The following is a 13,488-nucleotide window of genomic DNA, read 5'->3' as shown; positions in this document are numbered from 1 at the left end:
CTCCGCCTCTGGCCTTCCGCCACCCCCTGCTGTCGAGGAGACGTCTTGGCCATCACGCCCACTGATTCAGTTCCCACCGTGAAGAAGGAACCGCTGATCGCACCATCCGACATGCGGGTGATCTGGCTGCTGCTGGTGGCCGCGTTCGTCGCGATTCTCAACGAGACGACGATGGGCATCGCGATCCCGCATCTCAATGTCGATCTCGGGATCCCGCCGGAGCTCGGTCAGTGGCTCACGAGTGCGTTCATGCTGACGATGGCCATCGTCATTCCGACGACCGGCTTCCTGCTGCAGCGCTTCACGACACGGCAGGTCTTCATCGCGGCGATGAGCGCGTTCACGCTCGGCACGCTCGTGTGCATGCTCGCACCCGGCTTCGAGATCCTGCTGGCCGGACGCGTCATCCAGGCAGGTGGCACCGGAATCATGATGCCGCTGCTGATGACGACCATGATGAACGTCGTCCCTCCGCAGTCACGCGGCCGGATGATGGGCCGGGTCGGCCTGGTCATCTCACTCGCTCCCGCAATCGGTCCCACGCTCGCCGGTGCCGTTCTGGACGCGTTCAACTGGCGGGTGCTGTTCGCCATCGTCCTTCCCATCGCCATCATCGCTCTGGCGATGGGCGTCAAGTGGATGACGAACCTCGGCGAGACGAAGAAAGCGCCGATCGACGTGCTGTCGATCGTGCTGTCGGCATTCGGTTTCGGTGGTTTCGTGTACGGGCTCAGCCAGTTCGGCTGCGAAAGCGTCACGGGAGAAGTGATCGGCATCGTCTCGCTCGTGGTCGGTGTGATCTCCCTCGCGCTGTTCGTGTGGCGTCAGCTCGTCCTCCAGCGCGTGGATGACGCTCTACTTGACCTGCGCGTGTTCCTCAGCCGTAACTACACGATCTCTGTGATCATGATGGCGATCCTCGCACTGTCGATGTTCGGAACGCTTGTGCTGCTGCCGCAGTATCTGCAGAACGTCGCCGGTCTCGATGCGCTCCAGTCCGGGCTCATCCTGCTCCCGGGTTCCATCCTGATGGGCCTGCTGGGTCCGGTGATGGGACGCGTCTACGATGCCCGGGGCACGCGCACACTGCTCGTCCCCGGCACGATCATGGTGTCGGCCGCGCTTTTCTTCTACGCCACGATCGGCGAGCACACCGCCTGGTGGATGCTGGTGATTGCGCAGACAGTCATCTCGGTGGGGCTCGCGATGTCGTTCACGCCGCTGTTCTCCGCATCGCTGGGGTCGCTGCGACGCCACCTGTATTCGCACGGCTCCGCCGCGTTGAACACGATTCAGCAGGTGGCCGGTGCCGCCGGTGTCGCGCTGCTCACGGTCGTGTACTCATCGATCCTGCATGCGGGCGAGCAGGCAGGTCTGGAAACGGCAGCAGCGGGCGCACCTGGTGCACGCCTGGCGTTCCTGATCGCGGCGATCATCTCACTGGGAGCGGTCGCGCTGAGTGCATTCGTGCGCAAGCCCGCGGATGACCTCGACGGGGAGTTCGTCGGCGGACACTGAGCTGCGGCATCCGATGCCGGGTGAGTGAGGGGCTACTCGCCCGGCATCGCGCAGGATCCGCCGCCGCAGCAGCCTCCCGCGCTCTCGTCGCCGAGCAGGTTGAGCCCGGCGGGCGCCGCCAGCGACGGCACGTCTTCAGCGGCGTTCATCTGCGTGACATCCGTAGTCTTCGAAGCGGTCATGCCTCCATGCTACGCCGGTATGCGCGGGTGGGCGCGCTGCGGGTGGCGCGTACGGGAAACAGACATGCCCTCGCGCTTACGGTTGAGAAATGATTCGACGACTCCTCGCTCGAGCCTTCTGGGCTCTCAGCCGCTGGAAGCTGGTCGGTGAGCCCGCGCCCACCCGCCCGACCGTGCTGGTGGGGGCTCCGCACACCTCGAACTGGGATTTCGTGCTGATGCTCGCCATCGCCTGGCGTCTCGGCGTCGAGATACGGTGGCTCGGCAAGTCGAGCCTGTTCAGCGGCTGGCGCGGTCCGCTCATGCGCAAGCTCGGCGGCATCCCTGTGGATCGCACGGATCCGAGTCGTGTCGTGTCCGATGTCGTGGGGCATGCTCGTGCCGGCGAGGTGTTCGGTCTCGTCGTGACGCCGGATGGAACCAGAGGAAGCAACGCGTACTGGAAGTCGGGTTTCTATCGCATCGCGCAGGATGCCGGAATGCCCGTGACCCTGTGCTTCGTCGATCGCACCACGATGACGACGGGCATCGGACCCACCTTCGATGTGACCGGTGACGTGGGAGCGGACATGGAGCGGATCAGGGAGTTCTACGCGGATAAGTCGGGCTTCCGGCCCGAGAGTCGTGCAGAACCGCGACTTCGCGAGGAGGGCCCGCGGATCGTCCTCAGCCGCGTGACTCCCGATGACGCCGGGGAGATCCTCACCGTGCAGCGCGCCGCGTTCGTCTCGGAGGCGCTCATCTACGGCAACGCCGATATGCCGCCATTGACGCAGACGCTCGAACAGGTGCGTGCAGAGATCGCGGAGAATTCAGGATGGGTCGCCCGGTCCGACGGACGCCTCGTCGGGGCGATCCGTGCCGTCGAGGACGGGGAGCTCCTCCTCATCGGACGCATCGCGATCGCCCCCGATATGCAGGGCGAGGGCATCGGACGTGCACTGCTGGATGCCGCGGAGAACGCAAGCGCGGCGAGCGAGGCTGAGCTGTTCACCGGTAGTCTCAGCGAGGCGAACATCCGTCTCTACGAATCCTGCGGGTACGTCGAGACGCGGCGCGTTCCCCAAGACGATGGGACCGAGCAGGTGTTCCTGCGTAAGAAACTGGGACCTCGGACATGAGAGGTTCCTCATAATCCGGCTGTGAGCTTGAAGACGACGGCGTCGTGCGGAATCGTGGCCCGGACATGTTCTGTCCGGAGCATGTCCGCAACACGGAAGGAGAGCGCTGTGCTCACCCTGACCGAGAATGCAGATGCCGTCGTCACCACGATCGTCGGCCGAGAGGATACGAGCGCAGAAGCGGGGCTTCGTATCCAGACCGCGGAGGGACAGGGACCGAACGGTGAAGCGCGTTTCGCCGTTCACGTCGTGCCCTCCCCCGAACCCGCTGATGTCGTCGTCGAGGGCGCGGCCAGTCGTGTCTTCCTCGAGGACAACGCCGCTGAGGCGCTCTCTGACAAGGTGCTCGATGCCGGTGTGGATGAGGAGGGTGCGGTGAGTTTCACCATCCTTCCTCAGCCGGTCTGAGCAAGAGTTGTGCAAGAGGGTGGGATGCTTCGGCATCCCACCCTCTTTGCTTTCATCCGTCAACCCCCTTGGGGATCATTGGGTGATCGACGATCGTGAATGGACCGAACGACGAACGAGGAGAAGACGATGGCAGAACTTGATGGCAAGAACGTGGCGTTCCTGCTCACCGACGGATTCGAGGACAGTGAACTGACGAGCCCGTGGGGTGCGGTGACGGATGCCGGTGCCCAGGCGCAGCTCGTGTCGCCTGCCGATCAGAAGGTGACCGGTAAGAACGGGCATACGCAGTCCGTCGATCAGGCTGTGACCGGGGCGGATGCGTCGGCTTTCGACGCACTCGTCCTGCCTGGTGGCGTCGTGAACGCAGATCATCTGCGGTTGGATCAGGATGCCGTCGCGTTCACGAAGGCGTTCTTCGAAGCGCACAAGCCTGTCGCGGTGATCTGCCATGGCGCATGGATCCTCGTGGAGGCCGACGTGGTTCGCGACCGGACCCTCACCAGCTACCCGAGCCTCCGCACCGATCTGCGCAATGCTGGGGCAACCTGGGTCGACGAGGAGGTCGTCGTCGACGAAGGCCTCGTCTCGAGCCGGACACCGGACGATCTACCTGCGTTCAATGCGAAGACGGTCGAGGAGATCGCCGAAGGCCCGCACGCGGGCCAGCACGCCTGATCGCCGGATAGGCGGATGCAGGATGCGGCAGACTGGTGCTCGTGGAAGACCTGCACGTGCCCAGCGGGCCTGGGGCACCCCGTGGCCTGTGGGTGCCGGCGAGCGAACTCGTCGAGCAGTTCTCCCGCGCTTCCGGGCCGGGCGGCCAAGGGGTGAACACCACCGACTCGCGCGTGCAGCTGAGTCTTGATCTCGCGACAACGAGTGCACTGAACGATACCCAGCGCATGCGCGCACTCGATCGACTCGCTCCGAAGCTCGCGGCCACGGTGCTGACCATCAGCGCGAGCGAGCACCGGTCCCAGCGCCAGAATCGTGTCGCGGCGCGGGAGCGGCTCGCCGAGCTCCTCCGCGAGGCGATCATGCCGAGTGTTATGCGGCGCGCGACGCGCCCTACGAGAGGCTCTCAGCGCCGGCGACTCGATGGAAAGCGCAGACGCTCAGAGACGAAGAGCGCCCGTCGTCGGCCTGGCGACCAGGACTAGATCCATTTGCTGCGTCTGAAGACGACGTAGAGCAGGACGGCGAGCGCGAGCATCAGGCCGAGCGCGAACGGATAGCCGAAGCCCCAGTGCAGTTCGGGCATCAGGTCGAAGTTCATGCCGTAGATGCCCCCGATCAACGATGGAGCGAAGAGAATCGCCGCCCAGCCGGAGATCCGCTTCATGTCTTCGTTCTGCCGTTGATTGACCAGTGTCGCGTTGACGCTCAGAATCTGTGCCAAAGCATCGCGGAGGCCTGATGCCTTCGTTTCTGCTTGCGCGAGCCGATCGGCGACAGCATCCAGTCGGGTACGAAGCTCCGGCGACACTTCGTGCTCGTTGTCCGATCGCAGCATGTCGACAGCGCCTGACAGCGACGTGATCGCCTGCTGCATCTCGATGACCTCTCGGCTCAGTCGGTAAATGCGCTCAGCGGCCGCGGTATCACCGCTGAAGACCTGGCGCTCGATCTCCTCTTTGTCGTTGGATATGCCCGCCAGAACCGGACCGTATCCATCGACGATCGCGTCAAGGAGCAGGTATACGACGGCGACCGGTCCCATCCTCAGAAGACTCTGGTCTGCGAGCATGGCACGCTCGCGCTCGCCGAAGTCGACCTCCTCCTCACGAAGTCTTACGCTGTCGGGGCTGCCAATCCACCGCTCGTCCCGGGAGAGAACAGAGACGGCGCCCGGGCGCAATAGAACGTGGAATTCTCCAAAGTCCACTTCCTCGCTCGCGTCGAGATACCTGGCTGCGCGCGCCACGACGAAGAACGTGTCCCCGTAGCGTTCGAGCTTGGGTCGCTGTCCCGCGTTGGCGAGGTCCTCGACCAGCACAGGATGCAGGTCCCAGGCATCCGCCAGCTCTTCGATCTGCGCCGCGTTGGGGTTCGAGTACAGGAGCAGAACCATCTGGTCAGGATTAGTCCGCGCGAAATCGGTCGCATCGGCAACGGTGAGGTCGTCCGGGACGCGAGTGGGTACCCCGTCCTCGACGAATCTCATGAGCTTGCCGGTGAGGTAGCCCGAATCTGAGCTGTCATCACGGGAGTGGCGGTGAAAGAGTGCACCGACCCCGAAATCATTCGGCCACAGTTTGCGCATCGGAATCTCCCCGGTCTGTCGATGTCAGCTACGGAGACCCTACCCGAGCCCGCAGAAACAGTTTGCGGGGTGAATCAGTCCCAGTCGAGGTACTCCTCGATGATGACAGCGGTCTCGATCGGGTGCGTCACCGGGAAGAAGTGATCGGCGCCCTCGAGAGTCTTGATGCTGGCACGCTCGGGCGCTGTCGCCTGCAGCTTCTCAGCGTTGATGGCAGGTGTCACGGCATCCGCGGTGCCCTGCACGAGCAGGACGGGGATCGCCGGGGCGAGCGGAATGTCGGAATCTTCCACGCCGAGCAGAAGAAGTCCGTTGACACGGTCGACGTGTGCCGCGGCGAACGCGCGAGCGACGGTGCCGCCGCTTCCGTATCCGCCCACCCAGCTGTCCTCGAGCCCCAGATGGTCGAGGACCGCAAGGACCTCGGCGGCGCGCTCATCCGATGACGAGTCGGCAGCGCCCGCGCGCGTTCCGATGCGGATGACGTGGAAGCCCGCTTCTTCGGCGAGATAGTGCGAGATGACGCCGAGGCCGTCGGACTCCAGCGCACGTTCAGTGATCAGCACGAGCGAGACCGGCCCTTCGCCCTCCACGACATAGGGGACGGCACGGCCTTCGGGCTCGAGTGTGTTCAGCTGAGTCACGGTGGTCGGTCCTTCCGGGTGGGGCGATTTTTCCTCCGCCAGTCTAGAGGTCGCGCGGCACGAGCGCCGTGGCAGGATTGCCGTCATGAGCCTGACGATCGAGCAGTGGGAAGCATCCATCACCGATCTCTGGACGCGCTTCGACACGCTGGATCGCGTCACGGGCGTCGCCGCGATGCGCGAATTGGCCGGGGTATGCCCGGCGACCGATGGCAGAGCGGCGTTCGAGCTGGCTGGCATGTACGACTCGCTGGGCTTCGAGGCTGAGGCCGGCGCGGAGTATGAGCGCGCACTCGAACTCGGACTGGACGAAGCTCGACATGCTCAGCTCGCCGTCCAGTACGGATCGACGCTGCGCAATCTTGGGCGCCTCGACGAGGCAATCGCCGTTCTTCAGGCTGCCCCCACGCATGAAACGACAGGTTCCGCACCGCGGATAGTGCTCGCGCTGGCCCTCCACCGCGCAGGACGCAAAGACGAGGCCCTGCGCGTCGCCATCGAGGCGCAAATAGAGACACTGCCCCGCTACCAGCGCTCGATGCGCAACTATGCCATCGCACTCACCGAGTAGCCGCTCAGCGCAGGATCGGCACGTGCGGCCAGGACCACGCCGAGCTCCCCGATGCTACGAGGTCTGCATCGACAGGGTTCAAGCCGATCGCTTCAACCTTGATCCGCACTTGGCCAGGACCCGGTTGGGGAATAGCCAGATCTACCAACGCAAGCGGAACTCCAGCTCGTTCCTGTGCGAGTGGAGGCTTCGTCATCCCAATCCGTTTCGGAGATCGACGCTCGATATCCCGTCCGGCGGATCCAGACTCACGGTGAGGCGTTGCACCACCCCGTCCGCGCTCACGCGCGCGTGAATCCAACCGCCGTCGTAGAGTTCCCAGACGACATGCTCACCTTCGGCCACGGTTGGTCGCCACAGCCCGAGGTCCGCCGCGCTCGGACGCTCGATCAGGCGCTCACCGTGCAGAAATGTGTTGCGCGCAACGCTCAAGTCCAGTTCAACGGAACTGACCTGCCCGCTCTTGGTGCGGCACACAACGCCGCGCATGTTCTTGACGGCCGCGACGAGAGAATTCGACGGCGCACGACCGAGCACATCAATCAGACGCGTGATATCCCCCGATCGCCAGCGAAGAACCCGGTGCACGACAGCCTGGCCGCTGGCGACGATCTGCAGCTGCGTGAGTGTCGGCTCCGGTGTATGGCCGTACCGAAAGACCACGTCGCCCCCGGCGAAGCAGTAGAGATCTTCACTGGTGTTCGCATCAGTCGGGTGGCCAATCGCGTTGTGCACCTCGGCTCGAGTCGGCGTTCCGCTGAGCCGCCGAAAGAACCCCTTCGGCATGGTCGAAAAGCACAGGCTCACGACCCGATCGGATTCCACGAGTATCTCGCCGCCGTTTTTGAGCTCGGTCAGCCGGCGCCCGGAGCGACTCGATGCCGCCCACCGCACTGCGGCTCCTCCTGCGAGCGTGACTGCTGCGCGGAACGCGGCGCCTTCTTCTTCGTCGCTCAATGCCTTCATGTATGTCTCGTCGGTATCTGCTGGCAGTGCTCGCGGCACGCGGCAAACGAGAGTCACCTTGACCAAACCATCGCCAGCGAACTCTGCTGGGACGGTATGGCCCTCCAATGAGAGGGCCTCTACTGCTTCGGCCGCGAACACCTCGCAGATCTCGGCATCCGTGCTGCCGGGTCCCACACCCGCGATCAGCGCTTCCGGCCGCGGGTAGGCGTTCTCCCCGATGAGGTCGAACGCCAGCGAGACGATGCCGTCGACGTCGCTGGTCACCGTCACCTTTCCATCAGCCAACTGGCGAGAGATCCCGGCCCGCTCACTTTCCACAGGCATACCGAGCGCATCAATGTGCCGCCAGATCTCACCCCGGATCACAGGCCTGATGAGTCGTGGCTGATACCCCTCGAAGTGCTCAGGACGAGTGGCCGTGCTACGTGCTTCGAAGATGATCAGGTCTTCATGCCGACCTTCCCAACACTCCTGAATGAGGTCACGAATATCGCCGTCCTCGCGCAGCTGGCCGACATACTGCTCGGGCGTCAGGGCGAAGAGGTTGTCGGCCGATCCGTGCCCGATCTGACGATCGATCCCCATCCACGCACGTCCGGTCGATACTTCGATACCGATGCTCAGATTGGGGTGAATCTCAACGAATCGTCGGATGTCGCGTTCAGCAGCTTTCGCTCGCTTGCTCATATCGTGTATCCGGTTGCCCCTGCGCGCGCGATGATGGTGTCAATCGGAATGATGAGCTCCGGAGCGTGCATGCTTTCACGCTATCGCAGGCCCCAGCTCACTGAGCGTCCTCACCGGGCTCAGATCGAGATCGGACACGCTGACTAGGAAATTCAGGGTCGCGGCCTCATCGTGTCCACGGGTTCAGAACCTGGACACCTGTCTCTGCAAAATCCTTCTCGTTCCGCGTGGCACAGACTGCGCCGTGCGCCCGGCAGATCGCGGCGATCTGCGCATCGGGGGTGGTGATAGGCAACCCGGCCTGTTCGCGAGCGAGCAGAACCTCTGCGTACTCTTCAGCAGCCTCATCGTCGAAAACCAGAAGCGAACGCGTGTCCCGATATGGCTCGATCGCGGCACCGAGCGCCAACTCCAAGTCGGTCTTGCGCCGGCCGGCCGGTAGCCGCCGAACACCCGCGAACAACTCGGCGAGCGTGATCGTCGTGATCGCAACTTCATCCGCGAGAGACTCAAGCCACGCGAGCACACCCGGATCAGGCGTCGGCCGAAATACTTCTGAGATGACGTTCGTGTCGAGAACGATCATCCGAAGTCCACCGAACGCGCCACACCACTGCGCTCGGGGATCTTTAGTTCCTCAACCCCACCCACAGCACGAGATACCTGAATCAGCGCAACACCAATGTGGGGCCTTGCTGAAGCGCGCGTCAAGATGTCGCGCACCTCTGCCTCCATGGAACGACCATGCTCCCTGGCCTGCGCTGCGAGACGGTCTTTCACAGACTCATCAAGTCCGCGGACAATGATCGACGCCACCATGATCACCTTCCAAACGATATCGGTCATGATATCACTCCTCAAGTGGAATCGAACTATCCGATCATGTACACAAACCCGCGATTCTGCGAAGCTGCGTGAGACACGAACTCGACCGCACGTCGCAGGAAGTTGCGAACATATTCTGTATCGTCGTCAGACTCCACCGCGTCATCGACACCTTGCTCCAACACCATGAGATCGGCCGCAATCTCGACAACCTCATCCGGCGACAGTGCCCGCACCCACGGAATCCAGCCAGACTCGATCATGGCGACCTGCCCCTCGAACATCCGGAAGGCGGGCCGCGGTGCACCGTTCTGCTCGCTCCGTCCGCTCAGCCTCTGCATCGCGGACCACGCCTTGTCGAGATACAACATGTCCGTCTTGGGTATCCCCTGCACGAAGGTGGGAGTGGCCACGCTCGCACCGTGCGGCATGCCCCAGGCGTCTGCCAAAGGATCCTCGCTGATGAAGCTCCGAGGATCGGTCATCGCGAGCTCGGTCATGTCGGCGTCGAAGGCGTATGCGTAGTATCTGATTCCCATGTGGCGATCCTGTCCCAGCCCGAACTGAGCGAAACCATGCCCCGCACGAACTGTGGACAACTCACGACTGTGGAGAAATCTGCACTCCAGCGCCGATCTTAGCCAGCGTCACCCTTGGTCAAAACGGCTAGAGCTCCGTCACCTGCCCGGCCTCGACACGCCAGTGCCGGTCGGTCTGCACCGTGGCGAGCATCCGCCGGTCGTGCGTGACCAGCAACAGCGTGCCCTCGTACGATTCCAGCGCCTGCTCGAGCTGTTCGATCGCGGGCAGGTCGAGGTGGTTCGTCGGCTCATCCAGCACCAGCAAGTTGACGCCACGCGCCTGCAGCAGCGCCAGGCCAGCGCGGGTGCGCTCCCCCGGTGACAGCTCATCAACGGGACGGTTGACGTGATCGGCCTTGAGCGCGAACTTCGCAAGCAGGGTGCGCACCTCAGCCGAAGCCATGTCTGGCACTAGGGCTTCGAAAGCGTCTGCAAGCGGGGTCGAGCCGGACAGCAGCGAGCGCGCCTGATCGATCTCGCCGATCTGCACGCTGGTACCGAGGCTCGCCGTTCCTTCGTCGGGAGTCTGCCTGCCCAGTAGAGCGCGCAACAGGGTCGACTTGCCTGCACCATTGGGCCCGGTGATGCCGACCCGTTCTCCTGCGTTGACCTGAAGCGACACGGGGCCGAGCGTGAAGTCACCCAACCGGAACACTGCAGAGCTCAACGTCGCGACGACCGAGCTCGTCCGCGGCGCCGCACCGATCGTGAACTCGAGCTGCCACTCCTTGCGGGGCTCTTCCACCTCGTCGAGTCTGGCGATCCGGCTCTCCATCTGACGCACCTTCTGCGCCTGCTTCTCGCTCGACTCCGTCATCGCCTTGCGGCGGTTCTTGTCGTTGTCCGGCGCCTTCTTCATCGCGTTGCGCACGCCCTGGCTCGACCATTCTCGCTGGGTCCGTGCCCGCGAAACCAGGTCTGCTTTCTTTCCGGCGAACTCGTCATACTTCTCGCGGGCGTGACGGCGGTTGGTCGCCCGCTCCTCCAAGTACGAGTCGTAGCCGCCGCCGAAGACCTGGTTCGAGCCCTGCACCAGATCCAGCTCCAGCACGCGGGTGACGCATCGAGCGAGGAACTCGCGATCATGGCTGACCAGCACGACTCCCCCGCGCAAGCCACGCACGAACGCTTCCAGACGCTCCAGCCCATCGAGGTCGAGGTCGTTAGTGGGCTCATCCAGGAGCACAATGTCGAATTGCGAGAGCAGCAGCGCCGCCAGCCCGACGCGTGCCGCCTGCCCACCGGAGAGCGAGGTCATCAATGCCTGTTGCGACGTGTCATCATTCAGCGCGAGGCCAAGGTCGGCGAGCACGGCAGGAATCCGCTCATCCAGATCCGCCGCACCACTGGCGAGCCAGCGATCAAGGGCAACCGAGTATGCGTCTGCCGGATCCACGCCTTCGGTGGCGAGCGAGGGGTCGCCGAGGGCTGCGGCTGCAGCATCCATCTCGCGAGTCGCGGCGGCGCACCCTGTCCGACGAGCGATGTACTCGGTGATCGTCTCACCGGTAACGCGTTCATGTTCCTGCGGCAGCCAGCCGATGAAGGCATCCGCTGGCGCAAGCGCGATCGTGCCGGCCTGCGGCTGATCGGCGCCGGCGAGGAGGCGCAGCAGAGTGGATTTGCCCGCACCGTTGGCCCCGACGACTCCGATCACGTCGCCGGGGGCGACGGTCAGGTCGAGCGAATCAAAGAGGGTGCGGTGGCCGTACCCGCCGGCCAGATCCTGCACCACGAGTGTTGCGGTCATCCGTCAATCCTGTCATCCGCAGAGGCGACCAGAATTCACGGACGACAATGTCAGTGCCGGGGGAAGCGTCCGCGCAGTGTGTCGAGACCCTGCTGGGCGCCGCGGCGAACCTCAACCTCGGCATCCTTGAGCAAGCCACGGATCAGGTCGAGATCTTCTTCAGCGCCGACAGCGCCCATGGCGCGTGCGGCGGCAACGCGCACGCGCGGCACGTCGTCGGTGAGGAGTTGCGCGAGCTCGGATGCCGCGGGCAAATCGCGTGCGGCGACGACGCGTGCGCCCATCTCGCGTACACGCCAGGCCGGGTTGTCCAGGGTGCGGATCACAGCAGCAGCCGCCGAGTCGTTCCAGACATACAACAGTGCGCGCAGGCCCCACAGCTCCGGCCAGTACAGAACCGGGGCGCCGTCGAGGATGCCCTGCGCGTGCTCTCCGCCCACGAACAGCAAGAAGTCGGCGCCCTCATTGTTGCCCGCCATCAACGACAGCGAACGCGACACCACAGCGGACTCCCCATACTGCTCGACGGCGACCGCCAAGCGCCGCTCAAGAGGGAGGTTGACGGGAACGGCGTCGGATGCGGAGTTACGGGACATTCTTCAACCTTAGGTTCTCAGTGACAGTGCCGCTCCACCGCATCGCGTCAGCATTAGCGGTGCGGTGCGGTGCGGTGGATCACCACCGCACAGACTCAGCTACCAACAGTCGGGCGGCGCCCCAGCGAACACTGAAATCTAATCAAATAGCCATCGGGATCTGCGACGAGGAACTGTTGCACTCCCGCCTCTTCCGTGTCGCTGACTCGGTACCACTTCGATTCTGGCTTCATGAAAAGCGGCCAGCTCACGGCGGCGAGCGCGGTCAGAATCGGATCGAGATCGGACACGCTGACTTGGAAATTGATGCCTCGCCCGAACGGCGGATCCAACGGAGCCGATACCCAGTTTCGACCGATCCCCCGTTGTTCGAGCATCACATGCGCACTTCCGCGCGTGAGATACACGAATCCTTCCTCCGGCCGCTCGTACGCGACCGTGAAATGGCAGAGTCCGCACCAGAACTCGATGCTCTTGCGCACGTCCGTCACAAGCAACTCGGGCACAAGAGCGGGATCAGTCATCGAGTCATCATTTCAGCTGGCTCCGGATAGGTGCCGATCCGCCCCATGAGTTCAGTCTGTTGCGACGTGGCCGCGCAGTGCTTCGGCGAGCGGCGGGAGATGGGTCTCGACTAAAGGCGATCTCCGGGTGCGCACCAGTTATCTCTGCAGGAAGACGGTTCACGGCTTCGCCGATGATCTGCAGGTTGCGCTCGATCGCGTCCTCCGCCATCTCCAGCAGATCCGCATCACCGTCAAGAGCAGCAACATAGCGCCGGCAACGCTCAACGGCCTCCAGAACACCAGCGATGCGCTGGGCCGGGTCGCGACTCACAATGCCACCGCATCCTCTAGCGCCGTTGCCGAGACCGGCCGCTTGAGCAGTTGTATAGGGAACACATCGATCTCATCGCGACCGAACAGGGCTCGAGTCTCTTCTAACAACCCGGAGGCCCGCATCAGGAGGTTGCCATCCGCAGGATCCATCTCGACGAGGATGTCGATGTCCGACGCCGGGGACGCGGTGCCCCGGGCGACTGACCCGAACAGCTTCGGGTTCGTCGCGGCGTACCGGGCGAGGAGAACTTGGAACTCGTCACGACGCGCGTCGATGAGCTCGCGAAGGGCGAGCGTCTCGGTCGTGATGATCTCAGCCATACTCTCAGGATACCGTCCACCCCCATCTCGGGTCGGAGCGAGCGAAGCCGCCATACGTCGCGCGTTTCGTCCCGCAAACAACCGAATTGAGCGAGCGTAGCGAGTCGAAGTGTCGCTCAACGACCGGGTGGGGTCAAACGTTAAACCTGAACTCAACCACGTCGCCGTCCTTCATGACGTAGTCCTTGCCTTCGAGGCGAGCCTTGCCCT

At 63.9% G+C, this 13,488-nt stretch carries 19 protein-coding genes and 1 pseudogene; 7 read left to right on the top strand and 13 right to left on the bottom strand.

All coding sequences use genetic code 11. The features are described 5' to 3' along the window. Positions 1-111 precede the first annotated feature (111 nt). Entirely contained in the window at positions 112-1,518 is a 1,407-nt protein-coding gene (locus ACTIAO_RS04100) for a DHA2 family efflux MFS transporter permease subunit (RefSeq protein WP_441905054.1), read from the top strand. A gap of 32 nt (positions 1,519-1,550) precedes the next feature. On the opposite strand, the gene ACTIAO_RS04095 is transcribed toward ACTIAO_RS04100, so the two are convergent. Further along, positions 1,551-1,700: a hypothetical protein gene (locus ACTIAO_RS04095; RefSeq protein WP_441904990.1), complete on the bottom strand. Its 150-nt coding sequence runs from the start codon at positions 1,698-1,700 to the stop codon at positions 1,551-1,553. Between the two features lie 89 nt (positions 1,701-1,789). Here ACTIAO_RS04095 and ACTIAO_RS04090 point away from each other — a divergent pair. The 5 genes and pseudogenes from ACTIAO_RS04090 to arfB all read left to right on the top strand — a co-directional run. Beyond that, a pseudogene (locus ACTIAO_RS04090) lies at positions 1,790-2,353 on the top strand (1-acyl-sn-glycerol-3-phosphate acyltransferase); the annotation flags it as partial. Positions 2,354-2,458: 105 nt separating this feature from the next. Then, entirely contained in the window at positions 2,459-2,821 is a 363-nt protein-coding gene (locus tag ACTIAO_RS04085) for a GNAT family N-acetyltransferase (protein WP_441905053.1), read from the top strand. A gap of 108 nt (positions 2,822-2,929) precedes the next feature. Further along, entirely contained in the window at positions 2,930-3,229 is a 300-nt protein-coding gene (locus ACTIAO_RS04080) for a Fe-S cluster assembly protein HesB (RefSeq protein WP_441904989.1), read from the top strand. 129 nt (positions 3,230-3,358) lie between these two features. Further along, positions 3,359-3,907, top strand: coding sequence for a type 1 glutamine amidotransferase domain-containing protein (locus ACTIAO_RS04075; RefSeq protein ID WP_441904988.1), 549 nt, complete (start codon positions 3,359-3,361; stop codon positions 3,905-3,907). Positions 3,908-3,948: 41 nt separating this feature from the next. Continuing rightward, positions 3,949-4,392: an alternative ribosome rescue aminoacyl-tRNA hydrolase ArfB gene (arfB, locus tag ACTIAO_RS04070; RefSeq protein ID WP_441904987.1), complete on the top strand. Its 444-nt coding sequence runs from the start codon at positions 3,949-3,951 to the stop codon at positions 4,390-4,392. Here the strand turns inward: arfB and ACTIAO_RS04065 are convergent. Then, on the bottom strand, positions 4,389-5,495 hold the full coding sequence (locus ACTIAO_RS04065; protein ID WP_441904986.1) for a magnesium and cobalt transport protein CorA: 1,107 nt from the start codon (positions 5,493-5,495) through the stop codon (positions 4,389-4,391). The genes arfB and ACTIAO_RS04065 overlap by 4 nt on opposite strands. A 74-nt stretch (positions 5,496-5,569) precedes the next feature. After that, positions 5,570-6,139, bottom strand: coding sequence for an alpha/beta fold hydrolase (locus ACTIAO_RS04060; protein ID WP_441904985.1), 570 nt, complete (start codon positions 6,137-6,139; stop codon positions 5,570-5,572). 85 nt (positions 6,140-6,224) lie between these two features. On the opposite strand from ACTIAO_RS04060, the gene ACTIAO_RS04055 reads away from it, so the two are divergent. After that, positions 6,225-6,710, top strand: coding sequence for a tetratricopeptide repeat protein (locus tag ACTIAO_RS04055; RefSeq protein ID WP_441904984.1), 486 nt, complete (start codon positions 6,225-6,227; stop codon positions 6,708-6,710). 192 nt (positions 6,711-6,902) lie between these two features. Here ACTIAO_RS04055 and ACTIAO_RS04050 read toward each other — a convergent pair whose 3' ends face one another. The 10 genes from ACTIAO_RS04050 to ACTIAO_RS04005 all read right to left on the bottom strand — a co-directional run. Continuing rightward, complete coding sequence (locus ACTIAO_RS04050; RefSeq protein WP_441904983.1) at positions 6,903-8,366, bottom strand: hypothetical protein; 1,464 nt, start codon at positions 8,364-8,366, stop codon at positions 6,903-6,905. A 166-nt stretch (positions 8,367-8,532) separates the two neighbouring features. Then, positions 8,533-8,952, bottom strand: a complete 420-nt coding sequence (locus tag ACTIAO_RS04045) for a type II toxin-antitoxin system VapC family toxin (RefSeq protein ID WP_441904982.1) — start codon at positions 8,950-8,952, stop codon at positions 8,533-8,535. Beyond that, entirely contained in the window at positions 8,949-9,212 is a 264-nt protein-coding gene (locus tag ACTIAO_RS04040) for a FitA-like ribbon-helix-helix domain-containing protein (RefSeq protein ID WP_441904981.1), read from the bottom strand. Before ACTIAO_RS04040 ends, ACTIAO_RS04045 begins: the two co-directional genes overlap by 4 nt. 26 nt (positions 9,213-9,238) lie before the next feature. Next, complete coding sequence (locus ACTIAO_RS04035; protein WP_441904980.1) at positions 9,239-9,691, bottom strand: hypothetical protein; 453 nt, start codon at positions 9,689-9,691, stop codon at positions 9,239-9,241. 166 nt (positions 9,692-9,857) lie between these two features. Continuing rightward, complete coding sequence (locus tag ACTIAO_RS04030; RefSeq protein WP_441904979.1) at positions 9,858-11,522, bottom strand: ABC-F family ATP-binding cassette domain-containing protein; 1,665 nt, start codon at positions 11,520-11,522, stop codon at positions 9,858-9,860. A gap of 50 nt (positions 11,523-11,572) precedes the next feature. Further along, entirely contained in the window at positions 11,573-12,118 is a 546-nt protein-coding gene (locus ACTIAO_RS04025) for a HEAT repeat domain-containing protein (protein ID WP_441904978.1), read from the bottom strand. 95 nt (positions 12,119-12,213) lie between these two features. Further along, complete coding sequence (locus ACTIAO_RS04020) at positions 12,214-12,642, bottom strand: bleomycin resistance protein (RefSeq protein ID WP_441904977.1); 429 nt, start codon at positions 12,640-12,642, stop codon at positions 12,214-12,216. Between the two features lie 7 nt (positions 12,643-12,649). After that, entirely contained in the window at positions 12,650-12,955 is a 306-nt protein-coding gene (locus ACTIAO_RS04015; protein WP_441904976.1) for a HepT-like ribonuclease domain-containing protein, read from the bottom strand. Further along, a complete protein-coding gene (locus ACTIAO_RS04010) occupies positions 12,952-13,278 on the bottom strand; it encodes a nucleotidyltransferase family protein (RefSeq protein WP_441904975.1) in 327 nt (108 codons plus the stop codon). Before ACTIAO_RS04010 ends, ACTIAO_RS04015 begins: the two co-directional genes overlap by 4 nt. A gap of 133 nt (positions 13,279-13,411) precedes the next feature. Then, on the bottom strand, positions 13,412-13,488 hold a 77-nt coding region (locus ACTIAO_RS04005), incomplete at its 5' end, for a DUF933 domain-containing protein (protein ID WP_441905052.1).

This window comes from Microbacterium sp., assembly GCF_052099035.1.
Classification (GTDB): Bacteria; Actinomycetota; Actinomycetes; order Actinomycetales; family Microbacteriaceae; genus Microbacterium.
This window is presented reverse-complemented; position numbering and strand designations above follow the sequence as displayed.